The sequence below is a fragment of the Staphylococcus simiae genome (assembly GCF_002902085.1).
Taxonomy (GTDB): Bacteria; Bacillota; Bacilli; order Staphylococcales; family Staphylococcaceae; genus Staphylococcus; species Staphylococcus simiae.
In genome coordinates, this window is record NZ_PPQR01000054.1 from 1 (window position 1) to 23,066 (window position 23,066).

At 31.7% G+C, this 23,066-nt stretch carries 21 protein-coding genes; 13 read left to right on the forward strand and 8 right to left on the reverse strand.

Features of this window, described 5'->3' with window-relative positions:
• Positions 1–141: 141 nt before the first annotated feature.
• The 3 genes from CD113_RS07105 to CD113_RS07115 all read left to right on the forward strand — a co-directional run bounded on the left by CD113_RS07105 (position 142) and on the right by CD113_RS07115 (position 3,812).
• Positions 142–759 (forward strand): lysophospholipid acyltransferase family protein, encoded by a 618-nt coding sequence (locus tag CD113_RS07105; protein WP_002461858.1) that lies wholly within the window; start codon positions 142–144, stop codon positions 757–759.
• 146 nt (positions 760–905) lie between these two features.
• Positions 906–2,372, forward strand: coding sequence for an N-acetylglucosamine-specific PTS transporter subunit IIBC (gene nagE / locus CD113_RS07110; protein ID WP_002461857.1), 1,467 nt, complete (start codon positions 906–908; stop codon positions 2,370–2,372).
• Positions 2,373–2,687: 315 nt separating this feature from the next.
• Complete coding sequence (locus tag CD113_RS07115; RefSeq protein WP_002461855.1) at positions 2,688–3,812, forward strand: HAD family hydrolase; 1,125 nt, start codon at positions 2,688–2,690, stop codon at positions 3,810–3,812.
• A gap of 477 nt (positions 3,813–4,289) precedes the next feature.
• Here the strand turns inward: CD113_RS07115 and serA are convergent, their stop codons facing one another.
• From serA to CD113_RS07135, 3 genes are all read right to left on the reverse strand, one after another.
• Positions 4,290–5,897, reverse strand: a complete 1,608-nt coding sequence (gene serA, locus CD113_RS07125; protein WP_002463631.1) for a phosphoglycerate dehydrogenase — start codon at positions 5,895–5,897, stop codon at positions 4,290–4,292.
• Positions 5,887–7,047, reverse strand: coding sequence for a pyridoxal-phosphate-dependent aminotransferase family protein (locus tag CD113_RS07130; protein ID WP_002463629.1), 1,161 nt, complete (start codon positions 7,045–7,047; stop codon positions 5,887–5,889). The genes serA and CD113_RS07130 overlap by 11 nt, the downstream gene beginning before the upstream one ends.
• 128 nt (positions 7,048–7,175) lie before the next feature.
• Positions 7,176–7,619, reverse strand: a complete 444-nt coding sequence (locus tag CD113_RS07135; protein WP_002463627.1) for an SACOL1771 family peroxiredoxin — start codon at positions 7,617–7,619, stop codon at positions 7,176–7,178.
• A 78-nt stretch (positions 7,620–7,697) separates the two neighbouring features.
• On the opposite strand from CD113_RS07135, the gene CD113_RS07140 reads away from it, so the two are divergent.
• Positions 7,698–8,444 carry a glycerophosphodiester phosphodiesterase gene (locus CD113_RS07140; protein ID WP_002463625.1) on the forward strand — a complete coding sequence of 249 codons (747 nt, stop codon included), beginning with the start codon at positions 7,698–7,700 and terminating at the stop codon, positions 8,442–8,444.
• A gap of 155 nt (positions 8,445–8,599) precedes the next feature.
• Here the strand turns inward: CD113_RS07140 and rpsD are convergent, their stop codons facing one another.
• Positions 8,600–9,202 carry a 30S ribosomal protein S4 gene (gene rpsD / locus CD113_RS07145; protein ID WP_000090512.1) on the reverse strand — a complete coding sequence of 201 codons (603 nt, stop codon included), beginning with the start codon at positions 9,200–9,202 and terminating at the stop codon, positions 8,600–8,602.
• Between the two features lie 246 nt (positions 9,203–9,448).
• Positions 9,449–9,910 carry a GAF domain-containing protein gene (locus tag CD113_RS07155; protein WP_002463579.1) on the reverse strand — a complete coding sequence of 154 codons (462 nt, stop codon included), beginning with the start codon at positions 9,908–9,910 and terminating at the stop codon, positions 9,449–9,451.
• A gap of 135 nt (positions 9,911–10,045) precedes the next feature.
• Here CD113_RS07155 and ezrA point away from each other — a divergent pair, with 135 nt between their 5' ends.
• The 7 genes from ezrA (at position 10,046) to CD113_RS07190 (ending at position 18,375) form a co-directional block, all read left to right on the forward strand.
• Entirely contained in the window at positions 10,046–11,740 is a 1,695-nt protein-coding gene (gene ezrA / locus CD113_RS07160) for a septation ring formation regulator EzrA (RefSeq protein ID WP_002463578.1), read from the forward strand.
• 507 nt (positions 11,741–12,247) lie between these two features.
• Positions 12,248–13,396, forward strand: a complete 1,149-nt coding sequence (locus CD113_RS07165) for a cysteine desulfurase family protein (protein WP_088177447.1) — start codon at positions 12,248–12,250, stop codon at positions 13,394–13,396.
• Positions 13,396–14,619: a tRNA uracil 4-sulfurtransferase ThiI gene (gene thiI, locus CD113_RS07170; protein WP_002462098.1), complete on the forward strand. Its 1,224-nt coding sequence runs from the start codon at positions 13,396–13,398 to the stop codon at positions 14,617–14,619. Before CD113_RS07165 ends, thiI begins: the two co-directional genes overlap by 1 nt.
• A 43-nt stretch (positions 14,620–14,662) precedes the next feature.
• Positions 14,663–15,439 carry a TSUP family transporter gene (locus tag CD113_RS07175; RefSeq protein WP_002462097.1) on the forward strand — a complete coding sequence of 259 codons (777 nt, stop codon included), beginning with the start codon at positions 14,663–14,665 and terminating at the stop codon, positions 15,437–15,439.
• Between the two features lie 89 nt (positions 15,440–15,528).
• On the forward strand, positions 15,529–16,023 hold the full coding sequence (gene tpx / locus CD113_RS07180; protein WP_002462096.1) for a thiol peroxidase: 495 nt from the start codon (positions 15,529–15,531) through the stop codon (positions 16,021–16,023).
• 117 nt (positions 16,024–16,140) lie between these two features.
• Positions 16,141–17,088, forward strand: coding sequence for a class I SAM-dependent methyltransferase (locus tag CD113_RS07185; RefSeq protein WP_002462095.1), 948 nt, complete (start codon positions 16,141–16,143; stop codon positions 17,086–17,088).
• Between the two features lie 87 nt (positions 17,089–17,175).
• Complete coding sequence (locus tag CD113_RS07190; protein ID WP_002462093.1) at positions 17,176–18,375, forward strand: acetate kinase; 1,200 nt, start codon at positions 17,176–17,178, stop codon at positions 18,373–18,375.
• 142 nt (positions 18,376–18,517) lie between these two features.
• Here the strand turns inward: CD113_RS07190 and CD113_RS07195 are convergent, their stop codons facing one another.
• Positions 18,518–19,018 carry a universal stress protein gene (locus CD113_RS07195; protein ID WP_002462092.1) on the reverse strand — a complete coding sequence of 167 codons (501 nt, stop codon included), beginning with the start codon at positions 19,016–19,018 and terminating at the stop codon, positions 18,518–18,520.
• A gap of 140 nt (positions 19,019–19,158) precedes the next feature.
• Here CD113_RS07195 and ald point away from each other — a divergent pair, with 140 nt between their 5' ends.
• Positions 19,159–20,277: an alanine dehydrogenase gene (gene ald / locus CD113_RS07200; protein ID WP_002462091.1), complete on the forward strand. Its 1,119-nt coding sequence runs from the start codon at positions 19,159–19,161 to the stop codon at positions 20,275–20,277.
• A gap of 125 nt (positions 20,278–20,402) precedes the next feature.
• Here ald and CD113_RS07205 read toward each other — a convergent pair whose 3' ends face one another.
• Positions 20,403–21,458, reverse strand: a complete 1,056-nt coding sequence (locus CD113_RS07205; RefSeq protein ID WP_002462090.1) for a M24 family metallopeptidase — start codon at positions 21,456–21,458, stop codon at positions 20,403–20,405.
• A gap of 180 nt (positions 21,459–21,638) precedes the next feature.
• Here CD113_RS07205 and CD113_RS07210 point away from each other — a divergent pair, with 180 nt between their 5' ends.
• The gene (locus CD113_RS07210; RefSeq protein ID WP_002462089.1) at positions 21,639–22,328 is read left to right on the forward strand and encodes a metal-dependent hydrolase; all 690 of its coding nucleotides are present in this window, start codon (positions 21,639–21,641) and stop codon (positions 22,326–22,328) included.
• A gap of 179 nt (positions 22,329–22,507) precedes the next feature.
• Here the strand turns inward: CD113_RS07210 and CD113_RS07215 are convergent, their stop codons facing one another.
• A complete protein-coding gene (locus CD113_RS07215) occupies positions 22,508–22,921 on the reverse strand; it encodes a universal stress protein (protein ID WP_002462088.1) in 414 nt (137 codons plus the stop codon).
• Positions 22,922–23,066: the final 145 nt, after the last annotated feature.

Here is a 23,066-nt window from a genome sequence, read left to right on the forward strand (position 1 = left end):
TTTTAATTATGTATGTTTTTTTAAATTTATGCTAGTAATACACTATACTACTTTAGAAGTATAATGATCCTATCTTGTTCAACTAAAAAGATAATGATAAAATTTAGATGTTATATACAAATAAGTTAAGTAGGTGTCACTATGTATTCGTTTGTGAGTAATATTTTAAATTTTATTTTAGTGAAATTATCGAAATCATTGTATGTTATTGGGAAAGATAATATTCCACAAGATAGTAAATATGTTGTAACTTGTACACATGAAAGTTATAACGAAGTGATTATGTTAGGTATGGCATTATATCCTAATCAAATCCATTATATGGCAAAAAAAGAATTATTTAATAACAAATGGATTGGACAGTTTTTAACATCATTAAATGCTTTTCCTGTTGATAGGGAGAATCCAGGTCCTAGCACATTAAAACGTCCAATTAATTTATTAAAAGAGCATAAGACAGTTGGTATTTTCCCAACAGGTCATCGTACTTCAGCTGAAGGTGCACCTTTGAAGAGAGGGGCTGCAACGATTGCTATGTTGAGTAAATCTCCAATCTTACCGGTTGCTTATGTGGGTCCTAACAAAATTCATGGACTAATTACAGGGCAAGCATTGATTAATATTGGTGAACCAATTGATCTTACTAATTTACCAAAAGATTTAAAACGTAATGAACGTATCGATTATATTACAAAAGAAATTGAAACTCGTACTGCAAAGTTACAACAAGAATTAAACGAAATTGCTAAAAGTTTATAACTAACATCTTTAGGTAGTAATAAAATTGTTTGAGTATTAAACGTATGATATTGATAGTAATGAATGTAAAGTTTTACTAATCTATCAAATCATGTCGTTATGATACTGTTCAATGTATTGCTACCTTTTTTAAGGGGAATGATATCATGTATAAATTTTTTCAGAATTTAGGACGCTCTTTAATGTTACCTGTAGCAGTATTGCCAGCAGCGGCTATTATAACTGGTATTGGTAACACATTAAATGCCTTACATGTTGTACCATTAATCGCTACGTTTTTCACAACAGTAGGGACAACGATATTAGAACAGTTAGGTATATTATTCGCAATTGGTGTAGCGATAGGGATGTCTAAGAAGAATGATGGTGCCGTAGCTTTAGCGGCTACGCTTGGATTTTTACTTGTAACTGTAGTCTTATCACCTAAAAAATTAGCGCCATTATTAGGCATGAAGATGTCTAGCATTGATATGGCTTTTGAAAAAATGGATAATACAAATGTTTTTGTAGGAATTATAATCGGTTTAATTGCTGCATATACATATAATAAATTTAGTGAAACAGAGTTACCTTTGGCATTATCATTTTTCAGTGGTAAAAGACTCGTACCTATTTTAACAGCATTCTTTTGTACGTTTTTAGCTGTAGTATTACTTTTTGTTTGGCCAGTTGTATATTCTTGGATAGTATGGTTTGGTGAGTCGATTGTAGGTATGGGCTCAGTAGGTGCGTTTTTATATGGTGTAACCAATCGTTTATTAATTCCAACAGGATTACATCATGCGTTAAATAGTGTATTTTGGTTTGACACAGTTGGTATTAACGACATTGGTAAATTCCAAAGTGGTAAAGATGCTATTAAAGGTATCACTGGTAGATATCAAGCAGGTTTCTTCCCAATCATGATGTTTGGTGTTCCAGCTGCTGCACTTGCCATGTATCATACAGCTAAATCATCACAACAAAAGCAAGTATATGGTTGGTTTTTAGCGAGTGCTGTAGCAGCATTTTTTGTTGGTGTAACAGAACCTATTGAATTTGCCTTTATGTTTGTTGCGCCGGTTTTGTACGTTATTCATGCATTATTAACTGGTTTATCATTATTTATTGCTTCATTTTTCCATTGGACAGCAGGATTTTCATTTAGTGCTGGATTAATCGATTATGTCTTATCATTAGTTAATCCAGTTGCTAATCATCCATTGATGCTTTTAGTTCAAGGTGTAGTGTTCTTTATTTTGTATTACGTTATTTTCAGATTTGTTATTCAAGTGTTTAATTTAAACACTATAGGTCGTGGAGATAATGAGTTAACTGATCCAACAACTGATAATAAATCTGTTGGTACAGGTGAAACGAATTCGACGCACGGAAAATATTATCATAATGCAATGATTATCTTAGAAGGTTTGGGTGGTCGTGACAATATAACTAATTTAACAAATTGTGCGACACGATTGCGTTTAGAATTAAAAGATACTAGTTTGATAGATCAACAAAAAATTAAAAGTGCAGGAGCTGTTGGTGTGACAGTAAGTGGTAAACACTCATCACAAGTCATCATTGGTACACACGTACAGCAAATAGCTGATGAACTTGAGAAAAAACTGTAAAATAGTAGATTTCTATTATTTAGGACTTTTTGAATATAAGTAGAAAAGATTGTAAGTATAAACTAATCAGAAGTTAAGACTCATGAGATAGAGATCTATCATAGAAAAATTTGTCAACAGAATTTTCACTATCATGTGCAAGTTGAGATACGAGGCAATCTAAAGTATCAGTTCAATTTGTTAGGGAGCTCAATTGTTATGAGTTGTTAAGCATTTTGAAGCGCGAATCTATATGAATAGGTTTGCGCTTTTTTAGTGCTAATAGTACAATGATTAATTATATCTGAATTTTCAGAAATGGAGTGGATAATAGATATGGCGACGATTTTATTTGATGTTGATGGGGTCTTTTTAAGTGAAGAAAGGTGCTTTGATGTTTCAGCATTGACAGTTTATGAATTATTGATGGATAAAGCATATTTAGGGTTAGCGCAGTCACAAAATTTAGCAACTATATCCAATCAACAAATAACAGAGATTAGAGAGCAAATTTTTTTAAATGATACGATATTAAATAAACTTAAATCATTAGGTTTAAATTCTAACTGGGATATGTTATTTATTGTTTTTAGTATTCATTTTATTGAACTATTAACTACACTTAATCAACAAGATATTGATTATTATATTGAACAACACAACTTTGATGATGATACACTTCAACACATAGGGCAATTGCTTAACAATGATGCTGTTCTTGATTATCAACAACCGTTACAGTTTTTAAGCCAAGTACATAGTGGTAAAAGTAATATATATCAAGCTTTAGAACAGTTTGCGGCACAACGTTTAAATATTAAACATACTAATTTATTTAGTTTAAAAGGAAAATTATGGGTGTTAGCACAAGAAGTTTATCAAGAGTGGTATTTAGGAACGACATTGTTTAGTGAAGTTGAACAAAAAGCTAGTAAAACAGATTTTAAAAAGGGTTTTATATATCAAGAAGTAATTTTAAGACCAATTACTGAAGTAAAACAATTACTTGAAGATTTAATTAATAGTGGGTATTCATTAGGGATTGCTACTGGTAGACCTTATACAGAAACTATTGTGCCATTTGAAACTTTAGGATTATTAAATTATTTTGACAAGCGACATATTGCAACAGCGAGTGACGTTTTAACAGCTGAGGAATTATATCCACAATATAGACCACTTGGTAAGCCTAATCCATTTAGTTATATTGCAGCATTAAAAGGGAATGTAGAACAGAATTATGAAGCATATGCTCAACATCAGCATCAGATTGTTGCTGCAAGTGATGTATACATTGTTGGAGATTCATTAGCAGATTTATTGAGTGCTCAAGCGATTGGTGCAACCTTTATAGGTACTTTAACTGGTTTAAAAGGACAACAAGCTAGAAAAGAATTAGAGGACCATAATGCAAATTATATCGTTGATCACATTGGAGATATCCGTAAGATATTATTATAAATAGCTAAAGGGAGTGGATAGGGAGTGGGACAGAAATAAATTTTATATAAAATTTATTTCGTAGATGCCCGTCTTGCACATTAATGTAAAATCCACACATGGATTTTTGATGACGGGTCCCTTCCACCCCGGCAAGACTGACTAGGTTTTCAAAATGGTGATTTATCAACGTTTTGAAAACCAGACAGTTACTGCCAAATTCTTAAATTTAAGTGTAAAATACATTTTGTCCCAGGCTCGTAATCTCACCCTTGCAAGATTGACTAGATTTGTAAAACGTTGATTTATCAATAGTTTTACAAAACAGACTGTTACTGCACAATGCTTAAATTTAAATGTGAAATGTTTTGTTCCAACCTCTACAACTATTAAAATAGCCGTGAAAAAATCTATCGTCATAGATTTCTTCACGGCTAATCTTAGTATGTTTTAATTTAATTTTTATGACAGACTTTTAGTGATTACAGTTAAAACGTGTTAATTTTTGTTCACTGCAGTTAATTCAGTGGTAAATATTTGATTATAATCACCTAGTTGTTTAAGTTCATCAATAATATGTTGAGAGACAGGTTGATCAACAGATAAAATCATCAAAGCATCGCCACCTTCTTGTGTTCTACCTAATGTCATAGAGGCAATATTAATATGATGTTTTCCTAATAATTCACCAGTTTTACCAACCATACCTGGAATGTCATTATGATAGGAAATAATTTGGTATTGATTTGGTTTCAAGTCTACAGAAAAATTATTAATACGTACAATACGAGGTCCAAAACCTGCAAAGACTGAGGCACCAACTTTTACAGTATCTGTATCATTAATCAATTCAACTTCTAAATAATTGCTAAATCCTGTTTCTGCCTTATTATTTTCTATATTATAGGTTACATCTTGTTTATTTAATAATAATAAAGCATTGATAATATTAACTTCAGAACCTAAATCCTCTTTTAGAATACTTGCAATAATTGTTCTAGTTAATAGACTGTTATCTATAGTAGCGATTTCTCCACCATAAGTAATTTTAATAGTACTAGGTGCATTATGAAGGAATTGTATTGCTAATTCACCAACTGTATGACTCAAATCAATAAATGATTTAATCGTATCATCAACACTACTTAAATCCATTTTTGGTGCATTAACGGCATGTGTAACAGTACCATTGATTAAAATATCTATAATTTCATTAGATACAGATACTGCTACTTTTTCTTGTGCTTCGATCGTAGACGCACCTAAATGAGGCGTGACAATTATTTTATCGTGGCTGACCAAAGGTGAATCAGTAGCTGGTTCATGTTCAAAAACATCAATAGCAGCACGACTTATTTGTCCTTTATCAAGTGCGTGTATTAATGCTTGCTCATCAATAATTCCGCCACGTGCAACATTAATAATTTGTAAATTAGGTTTAGCTTGAGCAAAGAAATCATCATTTATAAGACCTTTTGTTTTAGGTGTAAGTGGTGTATGTAGTGTTACAAAGTCAGCTTGTTGTGCAATATCATCAATAGAAGCTTTCGTGATATTTAATTGTTTAGCTTTATCTTCTGTTAAATAAGGATCAAAAGCTAATATAGTCATACCGAAGCTTTTGGCTCTTTTAGCAACACCTAAACCAATTCTTCCAGCACCAATAATACCTAATGTTTTATGATAAAGTTCTGTACCTTTAAATTGATTTCGTTTCCATTCTTTATTTTTTAATGATTGATGTGCTTGAGGAATATTTCTAGCCATAGATAACAGCATAGCCATAGAATGTTCAGTAGCTGAAATCGTATTGCCATCTGGTGCATTGATAACTAAAATACCTTTTAAAGTTGCACTTTCGATATCAATATTATCAACGCCAACACCAGCGCGTGCAATAACTTTTAAATTATCAGCAGCATTGATAATTTTAGGTGTTACAGTAGTTTGACTACGTACAATTAGTGCATGATAATCTGGAATAATCGTAATTAACTCATCTTCACTAAGACCAGTGTTAATATCAACGTTAAATTGATCGTGGGATAATAAACTTTTAATACCTTCTTGAGAAATTGGATCAGCAACTAAAACATTAAATTTCATTGTGAATAACCTCCGTAAATTTTGCAGTTCCTTGTCCAATTAAGTTAACTTGTCGGTAATCAGATAGGATGATTTCTAATGCAGCTACAACTGATAATATGTCAAATGGACTAATTTGTCCCATATGACCAATTCTTAAAATATGTCCTTTTAAATGACCTTGACCACCAGCAATAGTGATATTAAAACGTTGTTTAAGTTCGTTTTTGATATGATTTACTTCTTCTTTATCTTTAGGAATAAAAGCAGTAACAGTAGGTGAAGCATCATGGTCGTTTACTAGTAAGTCCAAGTTTAATGCTTTTAAAGCCTGACGTAACGCATTTCTAATAGCGTAGTGTCGCTCAATAACATGATTAAAGCCTTCCGTTTTAACTGATTCCACATAAGCATTCACTCCTCTAAATAAAGCAACATTTGGTGTAAAAGGTGTTGAGTGTGCTGCTTGAGAAGTAATATATTTATTTAAATCTAAGTAAAAGCGTGGTGTTGTCACTTGTTGGAAGCGGTTTTTTGCACGTTGATTATAAGCAACAAAAGCTAATCCAGGAGGTAACATGATGGCTTTTTGACTTCCTGATACTAATACATCTATTTTATCTTTAGCTAAATCAACATCAACTGCCCCTATACAACTCACACCATCAACGACAAAAAATATGTCACTATTAAAGTGATGAATAGCATTGCCTAAGTCGTGAATAGGGTGCAAAACGGTAGTTGAAGTTTCACAAAATTGACTGAAGACAGCAGTGATTGTTACATTTAGAGATTTTAAATAAGATATAAATTCTTCAACATTAACGGCTTTACCCCATTCAACATCGTAAATGTGCACATTTTTATAATACGTTTGTGCAATTTGTTTGAAACGATTACCAAAGGCACCAGAAACAATAATAACGAAGTGATCATCAGGATTAACGATATTTAACATGCTAGCTTCAAGCACACTCGTACCACTAGAAGTTAATATGAGTACATCGTTTTGACTTCCAAATATTGGTTTAAGACCATGAAAGGCCTCTTCAGCAATTTCTTCGAAGTCACTTGAACGATGACCGACCATTGGAGATTGAATTTCTTTCATAATATGATCAGGAACAGGTGTTGGGCCAGGTGTAAGTAATAAAGAATGATGATAATGCATAGGTAGTCCTCCTAGAAATAAGATTTTTTTATTTTAGCAAATTTTCTGATAATTTAAAAGGGAAAAAATAAACAGAAAAGTCATTTAGAAATACAAATTTTATAAATAACATTTCTGTTTAAGAATTTTTAAGTTGTAATAGTAGGTGAAATGTTGATTTTAACGTTATTACGTACTGAATTTGAAATCATGCAATTTTGGTCTGCAATTTGTAACAATTTTGGTAATTTTTTAGTCAAGCGCTCGAAATCTTTGTTATCAATTTGAATTTTTGGATAATGATTGATGCTTTTCATAGCAAACTTACCATTTATAAATGTCGCAGTACCAATTGACTCGAGTTCAATCGTTACATTTTCAAATTTGGCGCGTTCTAATGTTGCTGCAAGGGAGATAATGTAACAAGATGATGCTGCTGCAACTAACATCTCGTCAGGATTAGTTCCTTTGCCAATGCCACCTAGTGAAGAAGGTATAGATATATGCTCACTTAAAATATCTCCATTTACTTTACCTACTTGATTACGTCCACCTGACCACATGGTTGTTACTTTAAAGTCGTGTTGAACCAAATTCTTTTTCCTCCTGAGTTGTTTATGATAATTTAAGTTTAGAATAATTTCTCTAAGATTCATAGAAAGGTGTCTTATATGAAAATAACAAAGCCATATAAAGAATTTAAAATTGTTGCTCATCGTGGTTTACCAAATACATATCCAGAAAATACGATGGTTGGCTACAAAGCCGCTTTAATGCACCACATTGATATGTTAGAAATTGATATTCATTTAACTAAAGATAATCAACTCGTTATTATTCATGATGATAAACTTGATCGAACTTCTAATGGAAAAGGTTTGATTACAAATTATACATTGGAGGAACTTAAATCATTTGATTTTGGTAGTTATAAGGATATAAGTTATCAAGATGAAACTATACCAACATTGGAAGAAGTGTTACAAACAGCTAAACATTTTTCAAAACAATTACTTATTGAAATAAAGAAACCTAATCAATATCCTAATATCGAGAAGATATTATTAGAGACATTAAAACGTCATAACATTCCAGAACATAGAGTGATTATTCAATCGTTTGATATTGAGAGTATTGAACGTTTATATAAAATAAATTGTCCTTATGAATTAGGTGTATTATGTAGTAAAAAGAAGTACTGGTATAAAAGACCTGATTTCGCTAAAATTGCTCAATATGCAACTTATGCAAATCCTAATTATATGTTAGTGACTAAGCAATTTATCAAAGAAGCTCATAAAGTTGGATTGAAAGTCTTACCTTATACTGTGAATAAAAATAAAGTTGCTCAAAAAATGATTAACTATGGTGTTGATGGATTGATCACAGATGTACCATTTGATATATTCAAGTTATAAAATGATAAGATTATAAGTAAAATAAAAATGTCCCTCATGTGATATCATGATTTGAATGATATCGCATGGGGGACATTTTAAAAAAAACAGCAAAGCCATGTTGGCAATGCTGTTTTTGTAATCCATACAATTGAGTATGAATGTGTACAAACATATTATCTTGAGTAGTACTCAACGATTAATTGTTCGTTGATTTCAGCAGGTAATTCGCTACGTTCTGGTAAACGTACGAAAGTACCAGTTAAGCTGTCTGCATCAAAGTTTAAATATTCAGGTACGAAATTATTAATTTCAACTGATTCAACAATGATGTTTAATTTTTGTGATTTTTCACGAACTGAAATTGTTTGACCAGGTTTAACAGAATAAGATGGAATGTCTACACGTTTACCATCTACTAAGATATGACCATGGTTAACTAATTGACGCGCTTGACGACGAGTACGAGCTAAACCTAATGAATATACAACAGCGTCTAAACGACTTGCTAATAGAATCATGAAGTTTTCACCATGTACACCGAATTTTTTACCAGCGATGTCAAATGTATTACGGAATTGTCTTTCAGTCATTCCATATAAGTAACGTAATTTTTGTTTTTCACGTAATTGTAAACCATATTCTGATAATTTTTTACGTTGGTTAGGACCATGTTGTCCTGGTGCGTAAGGACGTTTTTCTAATTCTTTACCAGTACCACTTAAAGAGATACCTAAACGACGAGATTTTTTCCAGTTTGAACCTCTGAATCGAGCCATAATTTGACTCCTCCTTTAATCTTTTTTGTTGTTATGAATAAACAAAAAAGAGTGTTATATGCTTATTAAGATATATTGTTTTATGTGTCTTCACCTTATAGCGACAGTTACGTGACACGTCCGCATTGGGAACAACATAGCGCTCAATAATATACAACTGCTACTTTCGTTAATTCACACAAAGATTATTGTAACATTTTCTTGTAAAGTGTCAATACTTTATCACTATTTAGCTTTATCAGTCAGTTATAATTGTTGTTCAATAAGTTTAACAATACTTTCTAAATTTATTTTATCTTCATTATTAAAGCGATTTGTGATAGGTGCGTCAATATCAAGTACGCCAATCACCTTATCGTTAACTCTAATAGGGATAACAATTTCAGAACGACTATTTGCATCACAGGCAATATGTCCTTCAAATTGTGTTACATCAGCAACAACTTGTGTTTGATTTTCGGCAACTGCAGTGCCACAAACGCCACTACCAATTTTAATATGAACACATGCCGGATGACCTTGGAAAGGTCCTAGGATGAGTTCACCATTGTCTATTAAATAAAATCCTACCCAATTAATTTGATCTAAATTATCATTTAATAGGGCAGACATATTACTTAAGATTGCAATCATGTTATGTTCATCTTCAATTAAACTCGCTGTTTGTTTTTTTAATAAGTCATAATTTGTTGTTTGAAATGTCGCCATATTAAACCCTCTTTTTTTCATAAATTTTATAATAGTATAAAGTTTCTCAAATATTATGGCAATAAATTCATTTTATAATTTATCCTTAGTTAAAATTACGTTATAATAATAATGATAAAATAGGAGGAGAAGCATATGGTGTTATATATCATTTTAGCAATCATTGTGATTATCTTAATTGCTGTCGGCGTATTGTTTTATATACGTTCCACTAAGCGACAAGTAATTGAAAAAGCAATTGAGCGTAAAAAAGAAGTAGAAACATTACCTTTTGATCAAAATCTTGCGCAATTATCTAAGTTAAATTTAAAAGGTGAAACAAAAACAAAATATGAAGTAATGAAAAAGGACAACTTAGAAAGTGCAAACAAATATTTAGCTCCTGTAGAAGAAAAGATTCATAATGCTGAGACGTTATTAGATAAATTTAATTTCAGTGCATCACAAAATGAAATAGATGATGCCAATGAATTAATGGATCAATATGAACAAAATTATGAGCAACAACAGCATCAAGTTAATGAAATTGTTGCATTGTATAAAGACAACGACGGACTTTATGATAAATGTAAGGTTGATTACCGCGAGATGAAGCGTGATGTACTTGCTAATCGTCATCAATTTGGTGAGGCTGCATCATTACTAGAGTCAGAAATCGAACGTTTTGAACCACAACTTGAACAATATGAAATATTGAAAGCTGATGGTAACTATGTTCAAGCGCATAATCATATTTCAGCACTACATGAGCAAATGGAACAATTAAAGTCTTACATGGAAGAAATACCAGAACTTATTAGAGAAACTCAAAAAGAGTTACCTGGTCAATTTCAAGATTTAAAATATGGCTGTCGTGATTTGAAAGTCGAAGGTTATGACTTAGATCATGTTAAAGTAGATAGTACATTACAAAGCTTAAAAACTGAGTTAAGTTTTGTTGAACCATTAATTAGTCGTTTAGAACTAGATGAAGCAAATGATAAACTGGCAAATATTAATGATAAGTTAGATGAAATGTACGATTTAATTGAGCATGAAGTTAAAGCCAAAAATGAAGTGGAAGAAACTAAAGATATCATTACAGATAACTTGTTCAAAGCAAAAGACATGAACTACACTTTGCAAACTGAAATTGAATATGTACGTGCAAATTACTACATTAATGAATCAGATGCCCAAAGTGTTCGTCAATTTGAAAATGAAATACAAAGTCTAATTTCTGTATACGATGACATTTTAAAAGAAATGTCAAAATCAGCAGTACGTTATAGCGAAGTTCAAGATAATCTGCAATATTTAGAAGATCATGTTACAGTCATTAACGACAAACAAGAAAAACTGCAAAATCACCTCATCCAACTTAGAGAAGATGAAGCAGAAGCAGAAGATAACTTACTTCGAGTACAATCTAAAAAAGAAGAAGTATATCGTCGCTTATTAGCATCAAATTTAACAAGTGTTCCAGAACGTTTTATTATTATGAAAAATGAAATAGATCATGAAGTACGTGAAGTAAATGAACAATTTAGTGAAAGACCAATTCACGTCAAACAATTAAAAGATAAAGTTTCAAAAATTGTTATCCAAATGAATACGTTTGAAGATGAAGCAAATGATGTATTAGTTAATGCTGTTTACGCTGAGAAATTGATTCAATATGGTAATAGATATCGAAAAGATTATAACAGTGTAGATAAAAGTTTAAATGAAGCAGAACGTTTATTTAAAAATAATCGTTATAAACGTTCAATCGAAATTTCTGAACAAGCACTCGAAAGTGTTGAACCAGGCATAACTAAACATATTGAAGAAGAAGTCATCAAAGGATAATCGTTGACTACAGATAAGACCTAAGACTATTAATGTGAATACACATAAGTCCTAGGTCTTTTTGTTTTTATTTTTAAACTATTATATCCTATTTGGATATTTAATAAGGTTCTCTAACAAATTGGACTGATACATAATTAAATTTTCAAGCTTCGCTATGCCCAACCTGCATTGCATGAAAAAACTGGATAACCAGTTTTTCTGTGTTGGGTCCCTTCCTAGGGTGCTGTCTCAGCCTCCCCAACTTGCATTGTCCGTTGAAACTAAATGATTAGTTTCTTTTTGTTGGGGCCCGGGTCTTCGACTAGCACTGCTCCCTCAGGAGTCTCGGCTTCAAATTAATTTTCGTTTTAAAATTATTCATTTTTAATTTATCAGTCTTAAAAAAATAGAGAACCTTTAATAATAAAATATAATGAAATATTGCAATAGCCTTTATTTTTTATGTGATAATAGTATAATGCTTGAGTAAAAACTTTTTAATATTGGCTGAAAAATGAAAGAGAAGTGTTTAATTTGATATACCTAGATAATGCTGCAACGACAAAAGCTTTACCAGAAGTTTTAGAGTCTTTTGTCAAAGTAAATCAAACAATGTATTTTAATCCTAATAGTCCACATAAAGCTGGATTACAAGCAGAACAATTATTGCAACAAGCAAAACAGCAAATTAAAATTATGATTAAATCGAATATGAATTATGATGTAGTATTTACGAGTGGAGCAACAGAATCTAATAATATAGCACTTAAAGGAATAGCTTACCGCAAAAAAGATACTGCAAATGAGATTATAACATCCGTCATTGAGCATCCATCTGTATTAGAAGTTGTGAGAAATTTAGCTGAACAACATGGGTTTATTTTGAAATTAGTAGATGTTAATAAAGATGGCAAAATTAATCTTGAACATTTAAAGTCATTGATGACAGAAAAAGTTGGTTTAGTTACATGTATGTATGCTAATAATATCACAGGCCAAATTCAACCTATTAAGCAAATTGCTGACATAGTCAAAGATTATCCTAAAGCACATTTTCATGTTGATGCAGTCCAAGCTTTCGGAAAAATTCCAATGACATATGATAATATTGATAGTTTAAGTTTCAGTGGTCATAAATTTAATGGTTTAAAAGGGCAAGGCTTATTATTAATTAATCATGTACAAAATATAGAACCAATCATTCATGGTGGTGGTCAAGAATATAATGTTAGAAGTGGCACTGTAAATTTACCAATTGATATTGCCATGGTTAAAGCGATGAAAGAAGCTATAAATAACGTAGATCAATTATATGCAAAGATAAGTCGTTTTAATCAAGAATTACGTCAATTTTTAACCAATTATCAAGGTGTCTATATCAACTCAGCCGAAGATGGTTCACCATATATTTTAAATGTGAGTTTTCCAGGGGTTAAAGGAGAAGTGCTTGTTAATGCTTTTTCTAAACATGATATTATGATTTCCACTACCAGTGCTTGCTCATCTAAAAGACATAAATTAAATGAAGTATTAAAGGCTATGAATATCTCTGATCTTGCAATTGAAGGCAGTATTAGATTATCAATGGGAATGACTACAACTTCACAAGACATAGCTATTTTTAAAGAAAAATTCAAATTAATCTATGAAGAAATTAAGGAGTTGCTAAAATAATGAAATATGATCACTTATTAGTGAGATATGGGGAACTGACGTTAAAAGGTTCTAATCGTAAAAAATTTGTTAATCAATTGCGTGATAATGTTCATCGATCATTAAAAGGACTTGATGGTTTTTTAGTAAAAGGTAAAAGAGATCGTATGTATATAGAATTACAAGCGCATGCGGATATTGATGAAATAATACAACGCTTATCTAAAATATTTGGAATTAAATCGATTAGTCCTGTCATTAAAATTGACAAAGATCTTGAAACGATTAATCAAGCAGCAGTATCATTTGCACAACAATTTGAAGCACATAGCACATTTAAAATAGATGTTAAACGAGCAGATAAAAATTATCCAATGGATACATATGAACTCCAACGTGAAATTGGTGGAGCAGTATTATCAAATGTCGATGATATAACTGTTAATGTTAAAAAGCCAGATCACGAAATAAAAGTTGAAGTAAGATTAGATGCTATTTATATGTATGTTGATGTTGTTGCAGGAGCTGGTGGACTACCAGTAGGCACTGGTGGAAAAACATTATTAATGTTATCAGGTGGTATAGACTCGCCTGTTGCAGGTGTTGAAGTTATGAAACGTGGCGTAACAATCGAAGCAATTTATTTCCATAGTCCACCATTTACGAGTGAACAAGCTAAAGAAAAAGTCATTGAATTAACAAGAATTTTAGCTGAACGTGTAGGGCCTATTAAGTTACACATCGTTCCTTTCACAGAACTACAAAAACAGGTAAATAAAGTTGTTCATCCTAGGTATACAATGACATCTACAAGACGTATGATGATGCGTGTCGCTGATAAATTAGTTCATAAGATTGGTGCATATGCCATTGTAAATGGTGAGAATCTTGGTCAAGTTGCAAGTCAAACACTACAAAGTATGTATGCAATCAATAGTGTGACATCAACACCAGTATTACGTCCATTATTAACTTATGACAAAGAAGAAATTATTGTGAAATCAAAAGATATCGGTACTTTTGAAACGTCAATCCAACCATTTGAAGATTGTTGTACGATATTTACTCCAAAAAATCCTGTCACGGAACCTAATTTTGACAAAGTCGTGCAATACGAAAGTACATTTGATTTTGAAGATATGATCAATTCTGCTGTCGACAATATAGAAACTTTAACAATTTCAAGTGACTATAAAACTGAAAAACAACAACAAACTGACGATTTGATTAATGATTTCTTATAATAAAGCTTCATAAATCCAATAAATACAAAGGGGTATGTTGCATATGGATTTAAGTTTAACTATTATTTTGATTATTATTGTGTTTGGTTTTATAGCAGCATTTATTGATTCAGTAGTAGGTGGTGGCGGATTGATTTCGACACCAGCATTGTTAGCAATTGGTTTACCACCATCTGTAGCATTAGGAACGAATAAACTAGCCAGTTCATTTGGCTCATTCACAAGTGCGTTACGATTTATCCGTTCAGGAAAAGTCGATTTAAAAGTAGTAAGTAAACTTTTTATATTCGTCTTTTTAGCATCGTCGCTTGGGGCTTTTGTAGCAACAATAATCCCATCACAAGTACTTAAACCATTGATTATTATTGCATTAACATCTGTATTTATTTTTACAATTTTAAAAAAAGATTGGGGAAGTGTGCGAACTTTTACACATTTTACAATAGCTAAGGCAATAATATTTGCTGCGTTATTTGTTGTTATCGGTTTTTATGATGGGTTCGTTGGTGGTGGTACGGGTTCGTTTATGCTGTTCGTTTTGTTATTATTTGGCTTTGATTTTTTAAGTGCTGCTGGTAATGCCAAAGTATTAAACTTTGCTTCAAATCTTGGTGCTTTAGTTTTGTTCATGACATTAGGTCAAGTAAATTATGTTTATGGTTTTATTATGGCGGCTAGCATGATTGTTGGTTCATATGTCGGTGCACAATTCGCCATTAAACAAGGTGTCGGTTATATTAAAGTATTATTTATAGTGATTACAGCTATTTTAATACTTAAAAATATATATGATTATCTTCAACAAATCGTACATCATTAGAAAAATATTCAATTTAATGCTTGGAAATTGTAATTGTGCAATTAATTACGTATGATATGTATAGAAACTACTACTAGGAGGTCAAAATAATGACTGAAATAACATTTAAAGGTGGACCAATACAATTAGTTGGACAACAAGTTAATGAAGGAGATTTCGCTCCAGATTTTACTGTATTAGATAACGATTTGAATCAAGTAACATTAGCTGATTATGCAGGTAAAAAGAAATTAATCAGTGTTGTACCTTCAATTGATACAGGGGTTTGTGACCAACAAACACGTAAATTTAATGAAGAAGCTTCAAAAGAAGATGGCGTTGTATTAACAATTTCTGCTGACTTACCATTTGCACAAAAAAGATGGTGTGCTTCTAATGGTTTAGATAATGTTATTACTTTAAGTGATCACCGTGACTTATCTTTTGGTGAAAACTTTGGCGTCGTTATGGAAGAATTACGATTATTAGCACGTTCAGTATTCGTCTTAGATGCTGACAATAAAGTAGTTTATAAAGAGATTGTTAGTGAAGGAACAGATTTCCCAGACTTTGAATCTGCTTTAACTGCATATAAAAATATTTAAATTTTAAGATTATTTATACAATAAGTGTCCATAGTTGTTTACAGCATTGTAATAGATTATATTTATCTATGATTGCTAGAAACTTATGGACATTTTTTATTAGAAAGGAATTAAATAATGACTGAAGAACAAACGGTTATGGAACGCTTATTTCATACTTTAGATGAAAAGGCTAAAGCGTTAAACAATGAGAACGGACAAAGTTTTATTGAAAATCTCGGGTTGGCAATGGAACACATTTATACTAATGATAGACAATTATTAGAGCAAGCAACATTACAAGATCGTAGAAAAGCGTTTCAATTTGCATATTTAAGTTTAATGCAAGAAGAAAAGATACAAGCAAATCATCAAATTACGCCTGATTCTATTGGCTTAATTTTAGGATTTTTAGTAGAACGTTTTATGCAAGATCAACAAGAACTACATATGGTTGACTTAGCTAGTGGCGCAGGACATTTAAGTGCAACTGTAAAAGAAGTACTACCTGAAATTGCTATTATGCATCATTTAATTGAAGTAGATCCAGTATTATCAAGAGTTAGTGTACATTTAGCTAACTTTTTAGAGATACCATTTGATGTCTATCCTCAAGATGCTATGATGCCTTTACCTCTAGAAGGGGCAGATGTAGTAGTAGGAGATTTTCCGGTTGGTTATTATCCAATAGATGAACGTAGTAATGAATTTAATTTAGGTTTTTCAGAAGGTCATAGTTATTCCCATTATTTATTACTGGAACAAGCAGTAAATGTGTTAACAGAAAAAGGATATGCTTTTTTAATTGTACCAAGTAATATTTTTAATGGTGAACATGTAAAACAGCTTGAAAAATATATTGCAACAGAAACAGAAATGCAAGCATTTTTAAATTTACCACCCACATTATTTAAAAGTGAACAAGCTAGAAAATCTATATTAATTTTGCAAAAGAAAAAATCAGGCGAAACAAAGCCAGTCGAAGTCTTATTAGCTAATATTCCAGATTTTAAAAATCCAACACAATTCCAAGGATTTATAACTGAATTAAATCATTGGATGGACACAAATCATCCTAAAAATTAATCTGTAATAGTATAGTCATAAAACTGTTTGAATGATAAAATGGGAAATGAAATAGTATAAATAAGCAAACGATGGAGGACAATATTTATGTCAAAATTAATCTTGGCTATCAACGCTGGTAGTTCATCATTAAAGTTTCAATTGATAAGAATGCCTGAAGAGGAATTAGTAACTAAAGGACTAGTGGAAAGAATTGGATTAAAAGATTCAATTTTTACAATTGAAGTGAATGGTGAAAAAGAAACAACAATTAAAGATATTAATGATCATGTTGAAGCAGTTGATATTATGTTAGAAGCGTTTAAGGAACATAATATTATTAACGATATTAATGATATCGATGGTACTGGACACCGTGTTGTACATGGTGGTGAAAAATTCCCTGAATCTGTCAAAATCACTGATGAAGTTGAAAAAGAAATTGAAGAATTAAGTGAATTAGCACCTTTACACAACCCAGCAAACTTAATGGGAATTCGTGCTTTCCGTAAATTATTACCAAATATTCCACATGTAGCTGTCTTTGACACTGCATTCCATCAAACGATGCCTGAGAAAGCATATTTATATAGCTTGCCATATCATTATTATAAAGATTATGGTATCCGTAAATATGGCTTCCATGGTACAAGTCACAAATTTGTATCACAAAGAGCAGCTGAGATCCTAGATAAACCTATTGAAGATTTACGTATTATTTCTTGTCATATTGGTAATGGTGCTTCAATTGCAGCGATTGATGGTGGAGAGTCAATTGATACATCAATGGGCTTCACACCACTTGCAGGTGTAACTATGGGTACACGTTCAGGTAATATTGACCCAGCTTTAATTCCATTTATTATGGAAAAAACAGGTAAGACTGCTGAACAAGTATTAGAAATATTAAATAAAGAGTCTGGTTTATTAGGACTTTCTGGCACTTCAAGTGACTTACGTGATTTATCTGAAGAAGCTTCAAATGGTAAAGAACGTTCTCAAATGGCACTAGATGTCTTTGCTTCTAAAATCCATAAATATATTGGTTCTTATGCAGCAAGAATGCATGGTGTTGATGTTATCGTCTTTACTGCTGGAATTGGTGAAAACTCAGTAGAAATTCGTGCTAAAGTTTTAGAAGGACTTGAATTCATGGGTGTATACTGGGATCCTAAGAAAAATGAAAAGTTACGTGGTAAAGAAGGCTTTATTAACTATCCACATTCACCAGTTAAAGTTATTGTTATACCAACTGATGAAGAAAGTATGATTGCACGTGATGTTATAACTTTCGGAAACTTAAAATAATTAAATATCAACGATAATATAAGTTGAAGTAGAAAAGCTCTAACGTGGTTGGTTTAACACGTTAGAGCTTTTGTTGATACAAAATAAAGTATCCGTAGTAGTTTAAAAACTACTACGGAATGTATTTAATGATTATAAATGATTAATTTTGATATTTCTCACGTAATTGAGTTGTAGCAACTTGTGGTTGGAAGTCAGCTGGTAATTCTTCTGTACGAACGACTAATACATCACATGGTGCATGACGTACAATAGCTTCAGATACTGAGCCAACGATAAATCTTTCTACAGCATTTAAACCAGAAGTACCACTCATAATTAAATCTGCATTAATTTCATGAGCAAGTTTTTTAGGAATAATAGATTTAGGAGAACCAAATTCTAGTCGAGTTTCAACATCTTTCACACCTGCATTAGTGGCTACTTCTTTATAGCCATGTAATAATTCTTCTGCAAAGTGTTTAGATTTTTCAGTGAATTGAGCATCATAAACCTCATATGATGAATAAGTTCTTGAATCAATAACATTCACAATTGTTAATTTCGCATCATTACGTTTTGCAACGCCAACAGCACGGTTAAATGCCCATTCTGCTTCATGTGAACCATCAACTGCGATTAAAATATTTTTGTAAGTAATCATAGTAAGTGCCTCCTTGTTCTTTCTTAATTCTATTTTAACATAATTTTCCGAAAAATTAGAGAAATAACAATTACAATTTTGTGTAAATTTGATTGCGCTTTCATATAGTTCGCGTTAAGATGAATATGGAGGTGGATGTAATGAAAATTGGTATACCTAAGGAGATAAAAAATAATGAAAACCGTGTTGGTTTATCACCTAGTGGTGTTCATGCGTTAGTTGAAAGTGGACATACTGTATTGGTAGAAACAAACGCGGGTGCTGGTTCATTCTTTGAAGATATAGATTACAAAGAAGCCGGTGCAGAAATTATTGCTGAACAAGCAAAAGTATGGGATGTAGATATGGTTATCAAAGTGAAAGAACCACTTGAATCAGAATATAAATATTTTAAAGAAGGTTTAGTACTCTTTACTTATCTACATTTAGCTAATGAAGAAAAATTAACACAAGCTTTAATCGATAGCAAGGTTATTAGTATTGCATACGAGACAGTACAATTGCCTGATCGATCATTACCATTACTATCACCAATGAGTGAAGTAGCTGGTCGTATGTCTGCTCAAGTAGGCGCAGAATTTTTACAAAAATTAAATGGTGGTATGGGTATTTTACTAGGTGGTGTACCTGGAGTACCTAAAGGTAAAGTAACTATCATTGGTGGTGGACAAGCAGGTACAAATGCAGCTAAAATTGCGCTTGGTTTAGGTGCGGATGTTACTATTTTAGACGTTAATCCAAAACGTTTACAACAATTAGATGATTTATTTGATGGTCGTGTTCATACAATAATGTCTAATCCATTAAATATAGAACAATCTGTTAAACAAAGTGACTTAGTCATTGGGGCAGTGTTAATTCCTGGCGCTAAAGCACCAAGACTCGTTACTGAAGAGATGATTAAACAAATGAAAAATGGTTCTGTAGTTATCGATATTGCTATTGACCAAGGTGGTATTTTTGAAACAACAGATAAAATTACGACACATGATGATCCAACTTATATTAAACATGGTGTTGTTCATTATGCTGTTGCCAATATGCCTGGAGCAGTGCCTCGTACTTCAACAATTGCATTGAATAATGCTACTTTACCTTATGCATTAATGTTAGCTAATAAAGGCTATAGAGAAGCATTTAAATCTAACCAACCATTATCTTTAGGTTTAAATACGTATAAAGGTCATGTAACTAATAAAGGTGTTGCACAAGCATTTGATTTACCATATCAACCAGTAGAAGATGCACTTGAATCATAGGATGTTTAAACTTGCTAATAGTGAAAAGATATACTTTAATGTAATATTGTCTTAACTATATTTTTATATAACTAAAGAACCTCTCAAACAGATAGTTGATGATGAGAGGTTCTTTTATTATTATTTTATTTCTTGTAATGGGTTAAGACTTCATAGCCGTTTTCTGTAACTAAAATATCATCTTCAATTCTCACTCCTGCAACTTGTGGTACATAAATACCTGGTTCAATAGTAATGACCATTCCAGCTTCAAGTAGATTACTATTACTACTAGATACATCTTGATATTCATGTTCCTCTAATCCTAAGCCATGTCCTAAACGATGAGGGAAATAATCACCATATCCAGCATTACTAATAATATCTCGTGCGATTTTATCGATATGTTGTAATGGTACACTTGGTTTGATTGCTTCAATAGCTGACGTTTCCGCTTCTAAAACAATTTGATAAATATCCTGTGCCTCTTGATTTGGCGTACCAAAGGCAACGGTGCGAGTCATATCACTACAATAATGTTCATAAATAACACCTAAATCAAATAATACATATTCATTGTTTTTTAACTTTCTGTTACCTGGTGTACCATGAGGAGAGCTTGCATGATCTCCGAATAATACCATCGTGTCAAAACTCATTTCATTAACACCATATTGTTTGATGGTTTGTTCGATATGATTGACAACCTCACGCTCTGAAATACCTTCTTTTAAATAAGCTACACCAATGTCAATACATTTATCAGCCAATTCAGCTGCTCTTTTAATTTTAGCAATTTCATCATTAGATTTAATGTTGCGTAAATGTTTAATAGTTAAATCAATATCATTAAAATGAGTTGTATTAAATCCCTCTGTTAATTGACGTTGGCGAGCTACAGTTAAATGTTCACTTTCGATAAGTAACTTGTTGAAAGTAGCAGGATATAAAGAAAATGGATTTTCAGTATCTAAATAGCCAATAATTTCACCCTTAAATGGAGATGCTTTAACTTCTTCAACTTCCATTTTTGGACAAAATAAAACTTGTGAACCATCTTGCTTAATTAACAAAGCAAATAATCTTTCGTGAGGCTCGCTTCTATATCCAGTGAAATAAAAAATATTTAACGGTGTCGTAATCCATGCTGCATCTGCTTGTTGTTCTTTTAATGCTTCAATTACTTTTTGTATGTTTGCCATTAAATTAACACTCCAATACTTGTATTAGTTAACTTCATTTTAGCATTTTATAATATAAAGTAGAATGTCTTCGAATTCAGAATTTGACATAGTATCGTTAGAAAGAAATTTTATTTGTTATAATTGGTTTATAGTAGGGTATATTAAAATTATTAGAAATTAAATAGGAGGGCTATTTTAATGAAACTTTCATTTCATGGTCAATCGGTAATATATTTTGAAGCAAATGGTAAAAAGGTTATCGTCGATCCATTTATTACAGGTAATGAACAATCAGATTTAGATGCATCAACATTAGATGTAGATTATATTATTCTTACTCATGGACATGCTGATCACTTTGGTGATGTGGTTGAATTAGCTAATAGAAATCATGCTACTGTTATTGGTAGTGCAGAACTAGCTGATTATTTAACAACATATCATGGTGTTAAAGATGTTAGAGGTATGAATATTGGTGGTAAAGCTAATTTAGATTTCGGTAGTGTTAAATATGTTCAAGCATTTCATAGTTCTAGTTTCACTCATGAAGATGGTATCCCGGTATATCTAGGTATGCCTATGGGTGTCATTATTGAAGCAGAAGGAAAAACAATTTATCATACTGGTGATACTGGACTATTTAGCGATATGTCACTGATTGCTAGACGTCATCCAGTAGATGTATGCTTCGTTCCAATTGGTGATAATTTTACGATGGGAATTGATGATGCAAGTTATGCTATCAATGAATTTATCAAACCAAAAATTTCTGTTCCTGTACATTACAATACATTCCCAATTATTGAACAGGATCCGCAACAATTTAAAGATGCAGTTACAGTTGGGGAAGTACAAGTGTTGCAACCAGGTGAAGAAGTTAAATTTTAATATAAAAACGCGTTAGATTATCGTGTTTGTAACGTGATATCTAACGCGTTATTTTTAATGCTGGTTTTAATCGAATGGTTATCAAATAGATAAACTGCACTATCAATTTATTAGATTTATAGATGAGTTTGACAATGTAAATGATGCTTAAAAACCGCTTCGAATCTATCATTAAAATATTATTTAACGATCAGCACAGGGATTGTTGCACGTTTTGCTACTTTATGGCTGACACTACCAAGAACAAATTTTTTCTTATCTTCAGCTTTACGGTTACTAAGCACAACAATTTCATATTTACCACTATTGGCATGTTTTAGTAATTCTTCTTTAGCGTTTCCTCTTACAATGATTTGGTCATAATCAATACCATAATCTTCAAGTGTTTTACGCGTTTTTTCTAAACGTGTGCTTCGTTCATCTGTTAATTTGTTTAAATGAACACCTGCTTTAATTGAAGCTTGTGCGTCTTGCTCATTAATAGCATTTAAAATAGTTACAACTGTACCTTCGCCAGCTAATTTAGACACTTCTTTTAAGGCTTTTTCATTTTTTAGTTGAGTGTCTACACCAAGTAATATATTTTTATACATCGGTACATCCCTCCTCACTTCTATTCTAATAAATAATAGTAGATTTTTCCATTTAAAATATATCTTTTTTGAAATGTTTAATAAACACACTTTTATTTAAAATATAAAATACTACTGCTAGTTAATTATCAGTTTTTGTTCAATG